Genomic DNA, 15,451 nt, shown 5'->3' with positions numbered 1-15,451 from the left:
CGACGTGCGGCATCCCCCTCGCGAGTCAGGACTTGACGATGTCGTAGGCGAAGAACTGGGAGTTCAGGCCGTTGACCGGGTACCCGCTGAGATCGCTCGAGGCGACCACGATCTGCGGGTAGAGGTACAACCAGACGCTCGCGGCATCCTCGGCGATCTTCTCGTTGACCTGCTTCAGCAGAGCCGTCTGCTCGTCGGTCGTGGCGGCCTGCTCGGCCTCGGCGACCCACTGCTGCACGTCGGCGTCGTTGTAGCCCCAGTAGAAGTCGGGGTTTCCGTACCAGACGACGTCACGGTCGTTCACGTGCTCCTGCAGGGTGGCCTCGAAGTCCTGCTCCTTGAACACCTTCGTGTACCACTCGTCGGCGCTGATCGTGTTGATCTCGACCGTGATGCCGACCTCGGCGAGCTGCGACTGCAGGAACTCCGCCACCGCGGGGTGCGGGTCGTAGCTCGGGGTGTCGAGCGTGAACGTGAAGCCGTCGGCGTAGCCGGCCTGGGCGAGCAGATCCTTCGAGAGCTCGACGTCGTACGGGTTCACGGTCGTGAGGTCCTCGTACCAGGGGTCGGTCGGCGGCACCATCGAGCCGATGAGCGTGCCGTAGTCGCCCCAGATGGACTCGAGGAGCTTCTGGGTGTCGACGGCCGAGTAGATCGCCTTGCGCACGAGTGCGTTGTCGAAGGGTGCGACCCGGTCGTTGAACGCGAGCAGCTCCTTCGTGGTCGAGGTGCCCTCACTGATGACGTAGTCATCACCTGCGAACTGCGTGAGCGAGTCGGGGCTCTGCACGCTGGTGATCACGTCGATCTCGCCGGTGGCCAGAGCGTTGTTCTCGGCGGTCGCATCGGTGAAGTACGTGTAGACGACCTCGCCGTTCTTGGCGGGCTCGCCCCAGTAGTCGTCCCAGCGCTCGAGGGTCAGGGTCGAGCCCTTCTTCCACTCGTCGAGCGTGTAAGGGCCGGTGCCGTCTTCCTTGCCGGTGATGTCGCCGGCCTCGTCGTTGACGATCCAGACGTAGCTGAGGTTGTAGAGGAACGAGATCGACCGCTGCGACAGCGTGAACACGACGGTCTGGTCGTCGGGCGTCGCGATGTCGGCGATGGTCTTGAAGCTCGACTTGCGCGCCGAGACCGAGTCCTCGGCGGTGACGGCCTCGATGCTCGACTTCACGTCGGCGGAGGTGAGCGGGTCACCCGAGTGGAACGTCACGTCGTCGCGCAGCGTGATCGTGTAGGTGAGGCCGTCGTCGGACACCTGGGCGTCCTCGGCGAGAAGAGGCTCGACCTCGCCGTCGTCGGTCAGGCGATAGAGGCCCTCGTAGACGTTGCCGGTCAGTGCCTCGGTCACACCCTGGCCGCCACCCTGCGTGTTGCTGAGGTTTGTGGGCTCGTACAGCGACCCGATGAAGATGGTGGCGTCTTCGCTCGCGGCGTCGTCGGTGGCGCCCGACGCGCAGCCGGCCACGAGGGCGAGCGTGGCGACGGCGCCGAGCGCGCCGAGAATGCGGGTTCTTCTCATGAGTGCTCCAGGGTGAGAGTGTGCGGCGTCACGCCGCGTAGATGTCGAAGCCGTCGCGGAAGACGACGTTCTTCTCGCCTGCTCGGATAGGCAGGGGGAAGCGGTTGGATGCCGGCGGCAGCGGGCAGTTGTACTGCGCGCTGAACCCGCACGGCGGCACGAAAGCCCTGTTGAAGTCGAGCACGACGGTGCCCTCGTCATCACGCAGCTGCACGAACAGGAAGCGCCCGGATCCATAGGTCTCGGAGCCGTTCGTCTCGTCGCCGAAGACGAGCAGCAGCGTTCCGCCATCGTCGAAGGCCGCCAGGTCGTACTCGCGGCCGTCGAGTGTGAGACGGATGTCGCCGGGGACGACGAGATCGCGAGTGCCGCCGTTGTCGCGGATGTGCTCGAACGACACGCGGCGATCCCCGGACACCGGGGTGAAGTGACCCTCGAGAACCCACGCGGGGTCGTACTCGTAGGTGTCGATGTGGTCGAAGGCGCGGATGGCGGGTGAGTCGGCATCCCAGACGCGCAGCCCGTGCTCGGCCGCGCCGGTCTCGATGTCCGTGCGCTGGATCGGCGTCACGGTCACCGTGTCGGACGCCGCCTGCTGCTCGGCATCCAGATCGGGCGCCTCACCCGTCCAGCGGGTCTCGATCAGCGCGAGGTTGCCCGTCGCGGACGTGACGGAGGCGCGGCGCTCGGCCTGCCAGTGGGTGTGATCTTCGCGTTCAGACATCACCTTCCATTCTCTTGCATGCAGAAGCGGGTGGGGCCGGGTCCGTCACTCGGGGTAATGCGTGACCACGCGCCGGCAGGCCTTTCGCGAGCATGCACGAATGCCGCATCGGAAAGAGGCTGCAGGCCCCCATTCCGCACGTTTTTAGACGCGATGCAACGCGTTCGGTGGACTGTCTCCGGCGCAATGGAATGCAACGTATGCCGGTATACCATTACTCATATACGCGCAGAGTCGTCAGTCCCCAGCTGACCCGCGCGTGGACGGTTAGACCGTCCTGCGGAGGGAGAGTCAGATCTTCTTCTGATCCCGAGGGGGGATGGGGTGGGAGCGCTGATCCCCAGTCAGCACCCACCCCCACAACCCACCCTCGGGGGTTCCGTTCAGAACGATCTGGACCAGAACCAGAACACCGCGAAGCCGATCACGACGACGAACGGCAGCCACGGGAAGCTCTTCTTGAGGCGTCGTCCCTCGTGCGCGACGCCCGGCGGCGGTGAGAGCAGGCCCACCGGCGGAGCGAACGGCAGCCGCTCGCTCGCATCCTGCGGCGCGACCCTCGATGACGCAGCCGCCGTCGGGTTCTCGAGAAGCAGTCGCTCGTCACGCCAGCGTTCCCACTGGTCGAGCTTGGTGATCACGGCGCCCACCGCGCCGAACAGCCACGCCCAGGTCGCCGGGTCGAGTGTCGAAGCCCTGCGCTGCGTGTAGAGGAAGAGCCAGTCGTCGACGATCTCGACGTCGAGTTCTGCGGCGTTGTCGATGAATCGGGCCATGATGTCGGGCGTGAACAGATAGAGCGCATCGCGCTCGTAGCCCTCGGGGCAGTAGAGCGTGAAGTACTGGTCGAAGTCGCCCTCCAGTGAGAGGCGCTGCTCGCGCTGGAACGACGCGGGCAGGTTCGACCCGAAGCCGTTGTTGCCCTTCGCGTCGAGCACGATGTTGGGCAGGGGTACATCGAGCTTGACGGCGACGTAGCCCCAGCGGTGGGTGGTCGAGTTCTTCCCCGAGCCGGTCGTGTACTGGTAGTTGCCGAACTCCACGAAGCGGGGTGTCGTGCCGCGCACGAGATCGGTGGCCTCGCGAGAGCGTCCGAGACTGAACAGCATGCCCGGCAACGCAGGGTCCATGACTCTGGCCTCGTATGCCATGCCGTTGGCTCGGGCGAATGCGTCGAGGCGGTATCGCGCGACGCGGGACCGACGCCAGCTGACGGCGGCGATCGTGATCCCGACGGCCGCGGCGAGGAGGATCCCGATACCGGCGAACGACGATGACCCCGGATCGGTGAACAGCGAGACCATCGTCGCGCCGACGACCGTCATGGCGACGAGGAACACGACTCCGAAGATCACGAAAGCGATGATCGTCGTGGCCGACGCGCCGGTCTTGCCGCGTGAGCGCAGCTGGGCGTTGAAGGCGCTGACGGCCCGCGGGTCGACGGGGTCGGTGAGAGGGCTGGCGTCGAATGACGGGGCCGCTTGCGGAGCGGTCATCGGTTCACCTCGTCGGCATCCCAGGTGAGGTCGGCGTTCTCGGGGATGCGAAACGCCTCGAGGCGTTCGTCGGCGCAGATCGCGGCGATGAGATCGGCGGACCCCGCGATGATCGTCGAGTCGTAGTCGATCTCGCTCACGAGGGTCCACGCGTGGTCGTCCGGCCACAGGATGCTCGGGCTCTGCGCCGATGGCGGGAAGCCGTGTTCCTCGCCCGGACGGTCGCGCCAGGGTGCGTCGAGCACCCAGTCGGAACGCGCGAAGTCGCTCACCGCGCCGCGGAAGAGCACGTGGTCGCGCCCGGGCAGACGGAACCGCGGCCCCTCCGAGATCTCGCGCGACAGGATGCCCTCCTGCCAGGTCGGCTTGCGGAAGGAGTTGTTGAGAGGGTCGCGGATGCTGCGGTCGAGCATCGCCTGATGGTTCGGGTCGTCACTGAAAGTGAGGAAGGCGCGTGACGGGCCGTGCCCCATGTGACCGAGCAGCCCGCCCCGTCCTTCCCAGAGCGCCGCGAAACCGGCATCCGGAGTCGTGGTGTGGGCGGCGAGGTGCGACGCGATGGTCGCGAGCGTCTCGGGCGCGACCTCTCCCTCGATCGGGCCGGTGAACTCGCGACCGTCGGGGGAGAGGCGCAGGTTCCAGTCAGCGTCGGGCGGGCTGCGCACGATGCGCTGCCACTGGGCCAGCGGATGCAGCGTGGTGCCGAAGGCGGATGCGGTCTCGGCCCACGTCGTGGGCTCATCGATGTACTGGTCTCGGAGGCGCAGGTGCTCGGCCTCCGGCATCCGCTCGTACTCCTCGAAGGAGGGCACCGGGCGGTCGGGCAGCGATCGCACGATCGCGGGGTGCAGGATGCGGACGTATGCGGGGAATCCGTGCGGGACGACCGCGTGCATCGTCCCGTTCCAGGGATCGTCGAGCCGCTCGCGCAGCCAGTCACCGGCCGAGGTGTCAGACATCCAATGCATGCGACCCACGGTACCTGCGAGGTATCGCTTCACTCGGGGGCGCGGCGGAGTTGCTCCGCCTCGACCTCGAATGAGGGGTCAGACGAAACGATCCCGCCGATGAGCGCCGCCGCAGTTTCGTCTCGCATCGTTCACCGGGCGAGCGGCCGGGCCAGACGGTTGACAGCTGGTTCTGAGCGCCGCGGAGACGGCCTCCATAATCGGATCATGACGTCCCCCACATCCATCCCCTCGCTCGACGGCCGCCGCTTCACGATGGTCTCGTCGACCACCTCTGTCGTCGACGCCGCCGCCCCCAGCGAGTTCGTCTACCGCGAGAAGGACGGCGCGATCTGGGGCGACTACTCGGGCGACACCGTGACCTTCGGCCGGTTCGTCGGCACGCGCACCGGAGACACCATCTGGGTCTCCTTCGTGCACGTGCTCGTCTCCGACGGATCCGTGGTGACAGGAGACGGCGAGAGCGAGCTCGAGCTGACGGATGACGGACGCATCCGCCTCGTCGAGCACTACGAGATGCACGGACTGCCGCAGCTCAGCGTCTGCGAAGAGCCCGTCGCCGCCTGAAGTCCAGCGCTTCGTCTCGCTCCGCTCGCTCAGCGACCAGGATGTCAGCGCGGAGGAAGCGTGTCGCGACCCGGCGTCGCGGGTGTCCAGCGGGTCATGCCCAGAGGGGTCGCCAGGTCGCGCTCGGGAAGATCGCTCGGCAGCAGGTAGGCACGACGGATCACCTCGTCGAGCACCACGACGCTGACGACCGTGCGCACCTCGGGGAGCTGCGCGATCACGCCCGTCGTGAATTCGTGCACTCCGCTGACGTCGACGGCGCGGATCAGCAGCATCGCGTCGTGCTCGCCTGTCGTGATGGCGCACCACTCGATGTCGGGCATCTCGAGCACGCTCTCGCGGAACGACGCCCAGGCCTGCGGGTGCACGGTCACGAAGACGAGGGCACCGATCGAGAGGCCGGCCTTGGACTGGTCGACCCGAGCGCTGAACCCCGTGATGACTCCGTCCTGCATGAGTGATTCGACACGCGTGTAGGCGTTCGCCCTCGAGATGCCGACCGTTTCGGCGAGCGCCGCGATCGAGATACGACCGTTATCACGGAGCGTCTCGAGGATTCTGTATCCGATGTCGTCCAGTGGGGCGGCACTTCGTCCAGCTTGCTTCACTGCTTCGTCGGTCTTGGTGGACACAATGCTCCTCACGTGCGAGCTCTCTGGCAGACCGTGATCGTGATCTGCATCATCGCTGGACACATCGTCCCATATGATGCGAATCTGATCACCGGTCGTCCACCCGGTGTCGACCGAACCCGATGAACTCCTCGCCCTTGGAGGCCCATATGTCGTCACGTCGCAGCACGTCCGTCATCGCGATCGGAGCCGTCGCGCTCTTCGCCCTCGCAGGTTGCTCCGGTGGCAACTCCGCGAACAACGGCGGCGAGTCATCGGGCTCGGATTCGCTCGTCATCGACACCGCGTTCTCGATCGAGACCGCCGACCCCGGCCACACCTACGACCCGACCGGCAACATGATCGCCAAGGCGCTCTACGAGACGCTCGTCGACTTCGAGGGCTCGGACGTCTCGACCCCGGTGCCCGGTCTCGCCTCGTGGGAGCAGAACGACGAGGCGACCGAGTTCACCTTCACGCTCGAGGGCGACCGCGTCTTCTCCGACGGCACGCCGATCGAGGCGAAGGACGTCGTCTTCACCCTGCAGCGCATCCAGGGCATGGAAGACGCCAAGCCGAACTTCCTCCTGGGCGGCCTGACCATCACCGAGGTCGACGAGAAGACGATCTCGATCACCTCCGAGACCCCGCTGCTGCAGCTGCCGGCGATCCTCGCGAACCCGGCTCTCGGCATCGTGAACTCCGACGTCGTGATCGAGAACGGCGGAGCGACCGACGGGTCTGACAGCGCTCAGAAGTTCCTCGACGGAACGTCCGCCGGTTCCGGTCCGTTCGTGCTCGACACCCTCGACCTCTCGTCGCAGGTCGTGCTTGCCAAGAGCGACGAGTACAACGGCGACGAAGAGGCCGCTTACGGCCGCGTCGTCGTGCGCAACGTCTCAGAGAGCGCGACCCAGCTCGCGAACCTCAAGGGCGGCGACTCGATGGTCGCCATGGATCTCAACGGCGACCAGGTCTCGGGCCTCGGCGACGGACTGAACGTCGAGTCGGTGCCGTCCGGTCAGACGATCTTCCTGCTGCTCAACCAGTCCGAGGCCGTCGCGGGCGACCTCGCGAACGTCAAGATCGCCGAGGCGATCCGCTACGCCCTCGACTACGACGCGCTGCTCGAGCTCGCGGGTGCCGGCGCGGTGCAGGCGACCGGCGTCGTCCCGCCCGGATTCGAGGGCGCCCTCGACAGCGGTGTGGAGCAGGACCTCGAGAAGTCGAAGGCCGCTCTGGCGGAGGCCGGCTACACGGGTCAGACCCTGAAGCTGCAGTTCCCGAACGACTACCCGGTCGGAGGCGTGGAGTTCACCCCGCTCGCCGAGCGTGTGCAGGCTCAGCTCGAGGATGCCGGCATCGCCGTCGAACTCGCGCCTGCCCCCTTCGCCACCGAGCTCGACGCCTACGTCAACGGCACCGAGGGCTTCGGCCTGTGGTTCTGGGGTCCGGACTACGCCGACTCCGCGAACTTCCTTCCGTTCGCTCCCGGCCTGAAGGTCGGTCTGCGCGCCGGATGGGCGGCTGACGCCAACCCCGAGATCGCGGGCATCGCGGCGGGTGCCGCAGCCGCGACCGACGAGGCTCAGCGCAGCGCAGCCTTCACCTCGTTCGCCGAGGCGATGCAGGCCGAGGGTCCTTTCGTGCCGCTGATCGTCCCGGGTCGCAACATCGCCACGGCGGATGCCGTCACCGGCGCCGTGTACAACTCGGTGTGGGAGATGGACATCGCCGAGATCACGCCTGCCGGCTGATCGGGGCTGACTCATGACGACGGTGGCCGTGCGACGGCAGGCTCAGCGTCGCAGGTCGCCGCTCGTCGGATACCTGCTGCGCCGGATCGGCACTTCGCTGCTCCTGCTCGTGGGGGTCACGATCGTGACCTTCGCGCTGACGAACCTGGTGCCCGGCGACCCCGTGTCGGCGGCGCTGGGTGAGGGAGCATCCCAGAACCCCGCGACGCGCGAGGCGTTCATCAAGGAGCACGGCCTCGATCAGCCGCTGTTCGTGCAGTACTTCATCTATATGGGCAACCTGCTGCGCGGAGACCTCGGCACATCGCTGGTGACCGGGCGACCGGTCACCAGCGACCTGGCCACCGCGGTGCCGGCGACGATCGAGATCGCGATCGGCGCCATCATCCTCAGCCTCGCGGTGAGTGTGGTGCTCGGAACCCTCGCGGCCTACCGTCGCGGCCTCGTCACCGACCAGGTGATCCGCATCGTGACGCTGATCGGGCTGAGCGTGCCGACGTTCTGGCTCGCGCTGGTCAGCTTCTACGTGTTCTTCCTCGAGCTGCGCATCGCGCCGGGCTCCGGCCGCATCTCGCCGTCGATCACCCCGCCGCCCCGCATCACCGGGCTCTACACGGTCGACTACCTGCTCAACGGCGACGGCGTCGGTTTCGCGGATGCTCTCGCGCACCTCGCCCTGCCGGTGATGGTGCTCTCGCTCGTGACGATCGGTCTGCTGACCCGCTTCATCCGCACCTCCGTGCTCGAGGTGCTCGGCAGCGACTACGTGCGCGCGGCCAGGGCGAAGGGCCTTCCGGCGATGCGCGTGGTCCTCGACTACGTGCTCCGCGGAGCATCCCTCCCGATCCTCACCGTCGTCGGCGTCGCTTTCGGCTCGCTGCTCTCGGGCACCGTGCTCGTTGAGTCGGTGTTCGCGTGGCCGGGCCTCGGCACCTACGCCTACAACTCGGCGGCGAACCTCGACCTCCCCGGCATCATGGGCGTGGGTCTCGTCGTCGGATTCATCTACCTCCTCATCAACTTCGTCGTCGATCTGCTCTACGGCGTCCTCGACCCGAGAGTGAGGATCGCATGAGCCGCATCGACTCGGCATCCGGCCCCTGGCGGTTCCGCTTCCGCTGGCCCAGGGCCTGGCGTACGCCCCTCGGCGTGATCGGCACCGTGATCGCGGGAGCGTGGATCATCGTCGCGTTCACCGCGCAGTGGTGGGTGCCCTACGGCCCCAACGCGCAGGTGCTCCCTCGTCTGCAGGCGCCGGGCATCGACACTCTGCTCGGCACCGACGGCAACGGGCGAGACATCTTCTCGCGCCTGATGACCGGTGCGACCGTGAGCCTCCCGCTCGCGCTCATGCTCGTGATCGCCGCGATGATCATCGGCACCGTGATCGGGGCCGTCGCCGGCTACTTCGGCGGATGGGTCGACGAGACGCTCATGCGCATCACCGACCTGTTCATGGCGTTCCCGACCGTCATTCTCGCGATGGTGGTGGCGGCATCCCTCGGCCCGTCGCTGTTCAACGCGGTGATCGCGGCGATCGTCGTCTCGTGGCCGCAGTACTCGCGAGTCACGCGCAGCATCGTGCTCGGCCTCCGCGGGCAGAACTACGTCATCGCGGGTCGCCTGCTCGGACACTCGCCGCTGCGGACGCTGTTCGTCGACATCCTGCCGAACATCGCCGGCCCCGTGCTGGTGCTCGCGACGCTCGACATCGGTGCGGCGATCCTGCTGCTCTCGGGCCTGTCGTTCCTCGGCCTCGGCGCGCAGCCGCCCACGGCCGAGTGGGGATCCATGATCTCCGCGGCGATGCAGAACTTCGACGCGTGGTGGCTCGGGGTCTTCCCGGGGCTCGCGATCCTCACCGTGGTGCTCGCCTTCAACTTCCTGGGTGACGCGATGCGCGACATCCTCGACCCGACGGCCGAGGTCACGCACGAGAAGCAGGCCGACCACGTCGCCTCGGCGAAGGGAGCGGCAGCATGAGCGGCGCACCCGCACTGAGCATCCGTGATCTGACGATCGACATCGGTCGACCGCTCGTCCACGGCATCTCGCTCGACCTCGAGGCCGGTCGCATCCACGGTCTCGCCGGCGAATCGGGATCGGGCAAGACGCTCACCTCCCTCGCCGTGCTCGGGCTCCTGCCCAGGCAGGCGCGCACCGGCGGATCGATCACACTCGCGGGGGAGGAGCTGGTCGGCATGCGTCGCCGTGCCCTCAATCGCATCCGGGGCGCGCGCATCGCGATGATCTTCCAGGACCCGTCGGCGTCGCTGCACCCGCAGCTGCCGATCGGCCGCCAGCTCACCGATCACATGCGCGTGCACCTCGGCCTTCGGGGAGAGGCGGCGAAGGCCAGGGCCATCGAACTGCTCGAGACGGTGCAGGTGCCGAATCCGGATGCTGCGCTGAAGCGCTATCCGCACCAGTTCTCCGGCGGACAGCGACAGCGCATCGCGATCGCCTGCGCTCTCGCGTGCGACCCCGAGGTGCTGTTGGCCGATGAGCCGACCACCGCGCTCGACGTCACGGTGCAGGCCGGCATCCTGAGGTTGCTGCGTGACCTCGCGACCGAGCGCAACCTCGCCGTGCTGCTCGTCACGCACGACCTGGGCGTCATGAGCGCGATCGCCGACGAGGTCGCCGTGATGAAGAACGGGCAGATCGTCGAGCGGGCCGACCGCGAGACGCTGTTCCGCTCGCCGCAGCACGAGTACACCCGCACACTGCTGGCCGCGCTGCCGGGGTCGAAGCTCGAGATCGCGGATGCAGATGTCGCGGTCCTGGATCCGGTGCCCTCGGATGCCGAGCTGTCGGATGCTGAGCTGTCGGATGCTGCTGAGGAGGCTCGAGATGAGTGAAGTCGCCGTCCTCGATGCGAGGGACGTGGTCGTCCGGTACCCCGGCAGCCCGCCGGTCGTGGCCGTCGATGGGGTCTCGCTGACCGTCGCGCCGGGTGAGACCGTGGCGCTGGTCGGAGAATCCGGCAGCGGCAAGTCGAGCCTCGCCCGCGCGGTCGTGGGCATCGAGAAGCTCGCCGGGGGAGAGGTGCGCTTCCGTGATGCACCCGTCACGCCGCTCGGCATCCGCCGTCGTAACGTGGCGCTCACCGGCATCCAGATGGTGTTCCAGGATCCGTCGACGTCTCTGAATCCGCGGCGCCGGGTGGGCGACCAGATCGCCGACGGCATCGCCACGGCGCGTGCCCGCGGTGCCGAAGGCTCGACCGTCGCCGAGTGGCTCGAGCGGGTCGGGCTGCCGACCGAGGTCGCCACACGGTTCCCGCATCAGTTCTCGGGCGGACAGAAGCAGCGTCTCGCGATCGCGCGGGCGCTCGCTGCTCGACCGTCACTGCTCGTCGCCGATGAGCCGATCTCGGCGTTGGACGCATCGACCCAGACCAGCGTCGCCGGTCTCATGCGCGACCTCGTCGCCGAATCCGGTGCGGGCATGCTCTTCATCTCGCACGACCTCGCCGTGGTCCGTCGAATCGCCGACCGCACCTTCGTGATGTTCGCGGGGCGTGTGCTCGAAGCCGGGGCCACCGACCGCGTGTGGTCTGCGCCGCAGCATCCGTACACGCAGGCGCTGCTCGCCGCGATCCCCGAGCCCGACGGTGCCGGCCGCATCCCGATCGCGCCGTCGACGAACGAGCGCACGGTGTGGTCGGAGATCGCCCCCGTCCTCGACTGAGCTGCGCTCTGTGTCGCCGGGCATTCGGTAGCCCTTCGGTCGGTGACACGTTCGTTCTCTCGCCCTTTCGCGCGCTCGGTCGGGAGGAGAACTGCGCCAGGGGATGGAGCTTGTGGCTCATCGCTCCTCCCGAGGGCGGGTTCTCCTCCCGAGGCGCCGGCCCGGGCCCCGGCAGGTCCCGCATCACCCCCCGGAACGCACTGCGGGCCGAGGCGATCGCCCCGGCCCGCAGTGTCTGCTCGTTGCTCAGAGCGGTGCGACGATGTCCTGCTCGACGTCCCACTCGGTGATCTCCAGCGAGGTCTCGATGGCCTGGCCGGCGGCCTCGGTGGAGCCGGTCGTGGCGAGCACCACGTAGTCGCTCGTGACCTCGAAGGTCACGTCGACGGCCACGCCCTGCGCCTCGGACGTGCCGGTGAGGAGGTAGACGTCCTGGCCCAGGCGCGTGCCGGTGCCGGTGACGGTGAAGTCGCCGGTCAGAGCACCCGCGGCGGTCGCGGGGTCGGTGTCGGCGGCGGTCTGCGCACCGCTGCTGAGGGCGGCGATGATCGGGTCGCTCGAGTTGGGGTCGGCGACCTGCCACTCGCTCGTCGAGCTCTTGACCCAGGCGTCGTCACCGATCACGATGAGCGACCCCATAGGCGTGATGGTCTCGACGGCATCCGTTCCCGGGTTGTACCGGGCGGTGGTGTCCATGCCCAGGATGCTGGTCTTGGCGGCGTAGCCGGCAGTGTCGGTCATCGCCTCGGTGATGCAGGCGCCGAGCTCTGCGCCGTCGACGGTCGCGCCTTCGGACAGCTCAGGGCAGTCGGACTCGGGTGCGGTGGTCTCTTCCGCAGCCGCGGTGGGCTTGTCTTCGGCAGGCTCGTCGGAACCTGCGGTACATCCGGTCAGCACTACGGCGGCGGCGAGCATGACGCCGACACCCCACTTGTTCACGCGCATGGCGTTTCCCCCTTCGGTCGTTGTCGTGCATCGCCTGGCGGCACGCACGAATACCAGCATGCCAACTTTGAGGCGATGCGTGTGGAGGCGGCCCGAAGTTTTCTCCGCTACACTGTCAAGGTTGTCTGCCTTCAGGCGCCCATTCGGGGTGGCTCGGGCGGATGACGTGCACACACCCTCCTGCTCCCGGGAAAGTCCCGGAAGCCGTTCTAGTCCGAAGGAGGTGGGTAAGTGACGCACCAGTACGAACTCATGGTCATTCTGACCCCCGAGATCGACGAGCGCCAGGTCGCCCCTACGCTCGACAAGTTCCTGAAGGTCATCACCAACGATGGTGGCTCGATTGACAAGGTCGACATCTGGGGTAAGCGCCGTCTGGCTTACGAGATCCAGAAGAAGAACGAGGGCATCTACGCCGTCGTCAACTTCACCGCCACCAGCGAGGCCACGCAGGAGCTCGACCGTCAGCTGAAGCTGAACGAGCAGATCATGCGTACGAAGGTCCTTCGCTCTGAGGAAGCTCAGGCGATGGTCGCTTCGGAGGCCAAGCGCTCTGAAGAGAAGGCTGCCCGCAAGGCCGCCAAGGCTGCGAAGGCCTGAGTCCGATGGCCGGCGAAACAGTCATCACCGTGGTGGGAAACCTCACGGCCGACCCCGAGCTGCGCTACACGCAGAACGGACTGCCGGTGGCGAACTTCACCATCGCTTCGACGCCTCGGAACTTCGACCGCGCCGCCAACGAGTGGAAGGACGGCGAAGCGCTGTTCCTCCGCGCGTCGGTCTGGCGTGAGTTCGCCGAGCACGTGGCGGGTTCGCTGACCAAGGGAATGCGCGTCATGGCGCAGGGCCGTCTGCGTCAGCGCTCCTACCAGGACCGCGAGGGCAACCAGCGCACCGCGATCGAGCTGGAGGTCGACGAGATCGGCCCCTCGCTCCGGTACGCGACTGCACAGGTCACCCGTGCGGCCTCGACCGGTGGTGGCGGCGGTGGCGGCGGACAGTCGCGCCCCGCTCAGCAGCAGCAGGTGTCGGAGGAGCCGTGGTCCACGCCCGGCTCGTCGACCAGCGCAGATGCCTGGAGCACTCCGGGCAGCTTCGGTGACGACACCCCCTTCTGAAACAGGATCTCCGGATGCTTCGGCATCCGACTCATAATTAAGGAAAAACAATGGCTGGAAAGTCGAGCGGCGACCGCCGCAAGCCGCGGAAGGGTGGCAAGCCCACCGCTCCCGCGAAGTCGATCCGGGTCGGAGTCATCGATTACAAGGATGTCTCCACCCTCCGTAAGTTCGTCTCGGAGCGCGGCAAGATCCGTGCCCGTCGTATCACCGGTGTTTCGGTGCAGGAGCAGCGTCTGATCGCCACCGCGATCAAGAACGCACGCGAAATGGCACTCCTGCCCTACGCTGGCGCCGGCCGGTAAGGGGTAACGAGATGGCAAAGCTGATTCTCACGAACGAGGTCGCCGGGCTTGGTAGCGCCGGTGACGTGGTCGAGGTCAAGAACGGGTTCGCCCGCAACTACCTCATCCCCCAGGGCTTCGCTACGGCGTGGACCCGCGGTGGCGAAAAGCAGGTCGCTTCGATCCAGGCGGCTCGTCAGGCGCGTGCGATCCACGACCGCGACGAGGCCGTGGCCCTGAAGAACTCCCTCGAGGGCACCAAGGTGCGCCTGGCCGTCAAGGCCGGCAACGAGGGTCGCCTCTTCGGTTCGGTCAAGACCGATCACATCGCGGATGCTGTCGCAGCCGCGGGTCTCGGCTCGATCGACAAGCGCAAGGTGCACATCCCGTCGGCGATCAAGTCGACCGGTGAGCACGAGGCCACGGTTCGTCTGCACGACGACGTGACCGCAGTCATCACGCTGCAGGTCGTCGCCGCCAAGTAAGGCGCGACGCTCTCGAATGCCCCCTGTCCTTCGGGACAGGGGGCATTCTGCGTGTGCGGGTCAGACGAGGCCGAGCTCCGTGGCACGGCGGGGGTTCGCTGGCGACGTCCGCTCGATGTCGACTGCACGTGACCACCCTGTGTCGTCCACCGGAACACCACGGGAGTGGATGAGGCGTAACGCATCCTCCACAGCGTCGACGAAGTCGCCACCCACGTGCGAACCCGCCACCAGCGAGATGATCACCCGAGCGGAGTCGGGATCGCGCTCGCCGAGCGAGACGACGACGACGCCATGCACCGAGAGGGGACCGAGCCGGGTCGTGATCGCTGAGAGGCCGCTTCCCCCGATCAGGACGTCGCCCAGGGCTGATCCTCGTCGATAGACCGCCTGCGCGCCCGAGCCGTGTGGCGGCGCATCCGGGCGGAAGTGCGCGGCCCGCACCGCACGGTCGATCTCGGCGAGAACCGTGCGAGTCGCATCCGTCGGGACGTCGAACGTCCGCGCGCCGTTGACCGCCCAGCGCAGATGTCTCGGGCTGCGGGTCACCGGGAACGCCCCGGGGTGCGGGTCGTACGAGTGTGCGGTCGCCCATGTCTTCGCGCTGACCGAGGCGTGGGTGCCGGACGACGGTGATCGATCTGCATGGTGACCTCCCCGAGCGAGTCTAGGCAGGCGATCCTCTGCGGCTGGTCTGAATCGCGCACGAGGGCACGACGGATGCCCCGCGCTGGGGACGCGGGGCATCCGTGAACTGTGCGGCATCGTAGACCGCGGGCTGGGCTGGGGACCCTTGCTCACCGCGTCACGGGATCCGCACACCGACGGTGCCGTATCTCCTCCCCCGAGGATGACGACACCGCCGGGGTCTGGCTACGCCGTCACGTGACGACGGCGCAGCATCCCGGCTCCGAGGAGGAGCAGGAGCGCAGCCACCGCGGCGTACCCGAGCGAGGACGAACCGCCGGTGGCGGCCAGCCCCTGCGCGGATCCGGCCGCGGTCACCGAACCGCCACTGGTGAGGGCCGCGGAGAGCGTCATGCCGGAGTCGGTGCCCTGGGTCGTGCCGGGGTCAGTTCCGGGGTCAGTTCCCGGGTCTGTCCCGGGGTCGGTTCCCGGGTCCGTCCCGGGGTCCGTTCCCGGAGTGGTGCCCGGGGTCGTCACCGTGCTCTCGCCGACCACAGCGATGGCGTTGCCGCCGATCGTGATCGGAAGCGCGATCGGTGCGGTGACCTGGGTGCCGCCGAGGATGCCGTCGTCACCGGTGGTGGTGCTGCCGGTGTT

18 protein-coding genes are annotated in these 15,451 nt (G+C 67.7%); 10 read left to right on the top strand and 8 right to left on the bottom strand.

Translation table 11 applies throughout. The features are described 5' to 3' along the window. Positions 1–25 precede the first annotated feature (25 nt). From RQG77_RS16050 to RQG77_RS16035, 4 genes are all read right to left on the bottom strand, one after another. The gene (locus tag RQG77_RS16050; protein ID WP_311245638.1) at positions 26–1,519 is read right to left on the bottom strand and encodes an ABC transporter substrate-binding protein; all 1,494 of its coding nucleotides are present in this window, start codon (positions 1,517–1,519) and stop codon (positions 26–28) included. Positions 1,520–1,547: 28 nt separating this feature from the next. Continuing rightward, positions 1,548–2,243, bottom strand: coding sequence for a DUF1684 domain-containing protein (locus RQG77_RS16045; protein ID WP_311245637.1), 696 nt, complete (start codon positions 2,241–2,243; stop codon positions 1,548–1,550). Positions 2,244–2,626: 383 nt separating this feature from the next. After that, positions 2,627–3,739 (bottom strand): hypothetical protein, encoded by a 1,113-nt coding sequence (locus RQG77_RS16040; protein WP_311245636.1) that lies wholly within the window; start codon positions 3,737–3,739, stop codon positions 2,627–2,629. Continuing rightward, a complete protein-coding gene (locus tag RQG77_RS16035; protein ID WP_311245635.1) occupies positions 3,736–4,698 on the bottom strand; it encodes a hypothetical protein in 963 nt (320 codons plus the stop codon). The genes RQG77_RS16040 and RQG77_RS16035 overlap by 4 nt, the downstream gene beginning before the upstream one ends. Positions 4,699–4,914: 216 nt before the next feature. Here RQG77_RS16035 and RQG77_RS16030 point away from each other — a divergent pair, with 216 nt between their 5' ends. After that, positions 4,915–5,274, top strand: a complete 360-nt coding sequence (locus tag RQG77_RS16030) for a hypothetical protein (RefSeq protein ID WP_311245634.1) — start codon at positions 4,915–4,917, stop codon at positions 5,272–5,274. A gap of 44 nt (positions 5,275–5,318) precedes the next feature. Here RQG77_RS16030 and RQG77_RS16025 read toward each other — a convergent pair whose 3' ends face one another. Further along, positions 5,319–5,906 (bottom strand): Lrp/AsnC family transcriptional regulator, encoded by a 588-nt coding sequence (locus RQG77_RS16025; protein ID WP_235559958.1) that lies wholly within the window; start codon positions 5,904–5,906, stop codon positions 5,319–5,321. Positions 5,907–6,055: 149 nt separating this feature from the next. Between RQG77_RS16025 and RQG77_RS16020 the strand changes: the two genes are divergently transcribed. Genes RQG77_RS16020 through RQG77_RS16000 form a run of 5 tightly spaced genes read left to right on the top strand, consistent with a single transcriptional unit; the run spans position 6,056 to position 11,335 of the window. Further along, a complete protein-coding gene (locus tag RQG77_RS16020; protein WP_311245633.1) occupies positions 6,056–7,642 on the top strand; it encodes an ABC transporter substrate-binding protein in 1,587 nt (528 codons plus the stop codon). A 13-nt stretch (positions 7,643–7,655) separates the two neighbouring features. Further along, positions 7,656–8,717 carry an ABC transporter permease gene (locus RQG77_RS16015; RefSeq protein WP_311245632.1) on the top strand — a complete coding sequence of 354 codons (1,062 nt, stop codon included), beginning with the start codon at positions 7,656–7,658 and terminating at the stop codon, positions 8,715–8,717. After that, positions 8,714–9,625: an ABC transporter permease gene (locus RQG77_RS16010; RefSeq protein WP_311245631.1), complete on the top strand. Its 912-nt coding sequence runs from the start codon at positions 8,714–8,716 to the stop codon at positions 9,623–9,625. The genes RQG77_RS16015 and RQG77_RS16010 overlap by 4 nt, the downstream gene beginning before the upstream one ends. Further along, a complete protein-coding gene (locus tag RQG77_RS16005) occupies positions 9,622–10,503 on the top strand; it encodes an ABC transporter ATP-binding protein (RefSeq protein WP_311245630.1) in 882 nt (293 codons plus the stop codon). Before RQG77_RS16010 ends, RQG77_RS16005 begins: the two co-directional genes overlap by 4 nt. Then, on the top strand, positions 10,496–11,335 hold the full coding sequence (locus RQG77_RS16000) for an ABC transporter ATP-binding protein (protein ID WP_311245629.1): 840 nt from the start codon (positions 10,496–10,498) through the stop codon (positions 11,333–11,335). Before RQG77_RS16005 ends, RQG77_RS16000 begins: the two co-directional genes overlap by 8 nt. Positions 11,336–11,581: 246 nt before the next feature. Here the strand turns inward: RQG77_RS16000 and RQG77_RS15995 are convergent, their stop codons facing one another. Beyond that, positions 11,582–12,280: a hypothetical protein gene (locus RQG77_RS15995; protein WP_311245628.1), complete on the bottom strand. Its 699-nt coding sequence runs from the start codon at positions 12,278–12,280 to the stop codon at positions 11,582–11,584. A 231-nt stretch (positions 12,281–12,511) separates the two neighbouring features. Here RQG77_RS15995 and rpsF point away from each other — a divergent pair, with 231 nt between their 5' ends. Genes rpsF through rplI form a run of 4 tightly spaced genes read left to right on the top strand, consistent with a single transcriptional unit; the run spans position 12,512 to position 14,167 of the window. Next, complete coding sequence (gene rpsF / locus RQG77_RS15990; protein WP_029264265.1) at positions 12,512–12,880, top strand: 30S ribosomal protein S6; 369 nt, start codon at positions 12,512–12,514, stop codon at positions 12,878–12,880. A 5-nt stretch (positions 12,881–12,885) separates the two neighbouring features. Continuing rightward, entirely contained in the window at positions 12,886–13,398 is a 513-nt protein-coding gene (locus RQG77_RS15985) for a single-stranded DNA-binding protein (protein ID WP_056311050.1), read from the top strand. Between the two features lie 50 nt (positions 13,399–13,448). Further along, positions 13,449–13,703, top strand: a complete 255-nt coding sequence (gene rpsR / locus RQG77_RS15980) for a 30S ribosomal protein S18 (RefSeq protein WP_042541518.1) — start codon at positions 13,449–13,451, stop codon at positions 13,701–13,703. An 11-nt stretch (positions 13,704–13,714) separates the two neighbouring features. Next, a complete protein-coding gene (gene rplI, locus RQG77_RS15975) occupies positions 13,715–14,167 on the top strand; it encodes a 50S ribosomal protein L9 (protein ID WP_311245627.1) in 453 nt (150 codons plus the stop codon). A gap of 60 nt (positions 14,168–14,227) precedes the next feature. On the opposite strand, the gene RQG77_RS15970 is transcribed toward rplI, so the two are convergent. Both RQG77_RS15970 and RQG77_RS15965 read right to left on the bottom strand, forming a co-directional pair. Beyond that, positions 14,228–14,716 (bottom strand): hypothetical protein, encoded by a 489-nt coding sequence (locus tag RQG77_RS15970; RefSeq protein WP_311245626.1) that lies wholly within the window; start codon positions 14,714–14,716, stop codon positions 14,228–14,230. 324 nt (positions 14,717–15,040) lie between these two features. Next, a partial coding sequence (locus tag RQG77_RS15965; protein WP_311245625.1) for a chaplin family protein occupies positions 15,041–15,451 on the bottom strand: 411 nt, incomplete at its 5' end.

It is taken from the genome of Microbacterium sp. WCS2018Hpa-23 (assembly GCF_031843845.1).
Lineage (GTDB): Bacteria > Actinomycetota > Actinomycetes > Actinomycetales > Microbacteriaceae > Microbacterium.
This window is presented reverse-complemented; position numbering and strand designations above follow the sequence as displayed.

What these genes read in the sequence shown, in the direction of transcription:
- RQG77_RS16020 (WP_311245633.1), top strand. Translation starts at nt 6,056, where the DNA reads ATGTCGTCACGTCGCAGCACGTCCGTCATCGCGATCGGAGCCGTCGCG.
- RQG77_RS15995 (WP_311245628.1), bottom strand. Translation starts at nt 12,280, where the DNA reads ATGCGCGTGAACAAGTGGGGTGTCGGCGTCATGCTCGCCGCCGCCGTA.
- RQG77_RS16045 (WP_311245637.1), bottom strand. Translation starts at nt 2,243, where the DNA reads ATGTCTGAACGCGAAGATCACACCCACTGGCAGGCCGAGCGCCGCGCC.
- RQG77_RS15985 (WP_056311050.1), top strand. Translation starts at nt 12,886, where the DNA reads ATGGCCGGCGAAACAGTCATCACCGTGGTGGGAAACCTCACGGCCGAC.
- RQG77_RS16010 (WP_311245631.1), top strand. Translation starts at nt 8,714, where the DNA reads ATGAGCCGCATCGACTCGGCATCCGGCCCCTGGCGGTTCCGCTTCCGC.
- RQG77_RS16015 (WP_311245632.1), top strand. Translation starts at nt 7,656, where the DNA reads ATGACGACGGTGGCCGTGCGACGGCAGGCTCAGCGTCGCAGGTCGCCG.
- RQG77_RS16005 (WP_311245630.1), top strand. Translation starts at nt 9,622, where the DNA reads ATGAGCGGCGCACCCGCACTGAGCATCCGTGATCTGACGATCGACATC.
- rpsR (WP_042541518.1), top strand. Translation starts at nt 13,449, where the DNA reads ATGGCTGGAAAGTCGAGCGGCGACCGCCGCAAGCCGCGGAAGGGTGGC.
- RQG77_RS16000 (WP_311245629.1), top strand. Translation starts at nt 10,496, where the DNA reads ATGAGTGAAGTCGCCGTCCTCGATGCGAGGGACGTGGTCGTCCGGTAC.
- RQG77_RS16040 (WP_311245636.1), bottom strand. Translation starts at nt 3,739, where the DNA reads ATGACCGCTCCGCAAGCGGCCCCGTCATTCGACGCCAGCCCTCTCACC.
- RQG77_RS16030 (WP_311245634.1), top strand. Translation starts at nt 4,915, where the DNA reads ATGACGTCCCCCACATCCATCCCCTCGCTCGACGGCCGCCGCTTCACG.
- RQG77_RS16050 (WP_311245638.1), bottom strand. Translation starts at nt 1,519, where the DNA reads ATGAGAAGAACCCGCATTCTCGGCGCGCTCGGCGCCGTCGCCACGCTC.
- RQG77_RS16035 (WP_311245635.1), bottom strand. Translation starts at nt 4,698, where the DNA reads ATGTCTGACACCTCGGCCGGTGACTGGCTGCGCGAGCGGCTCGACGAT.
- rplI (WP_311245627.1), top strand. Translation starts at nt 13,715, where the DNA reads ATGGCAAAGCTGATTCTCACGAACGAGGTCGCCGGGCTTGGTAGCGCC.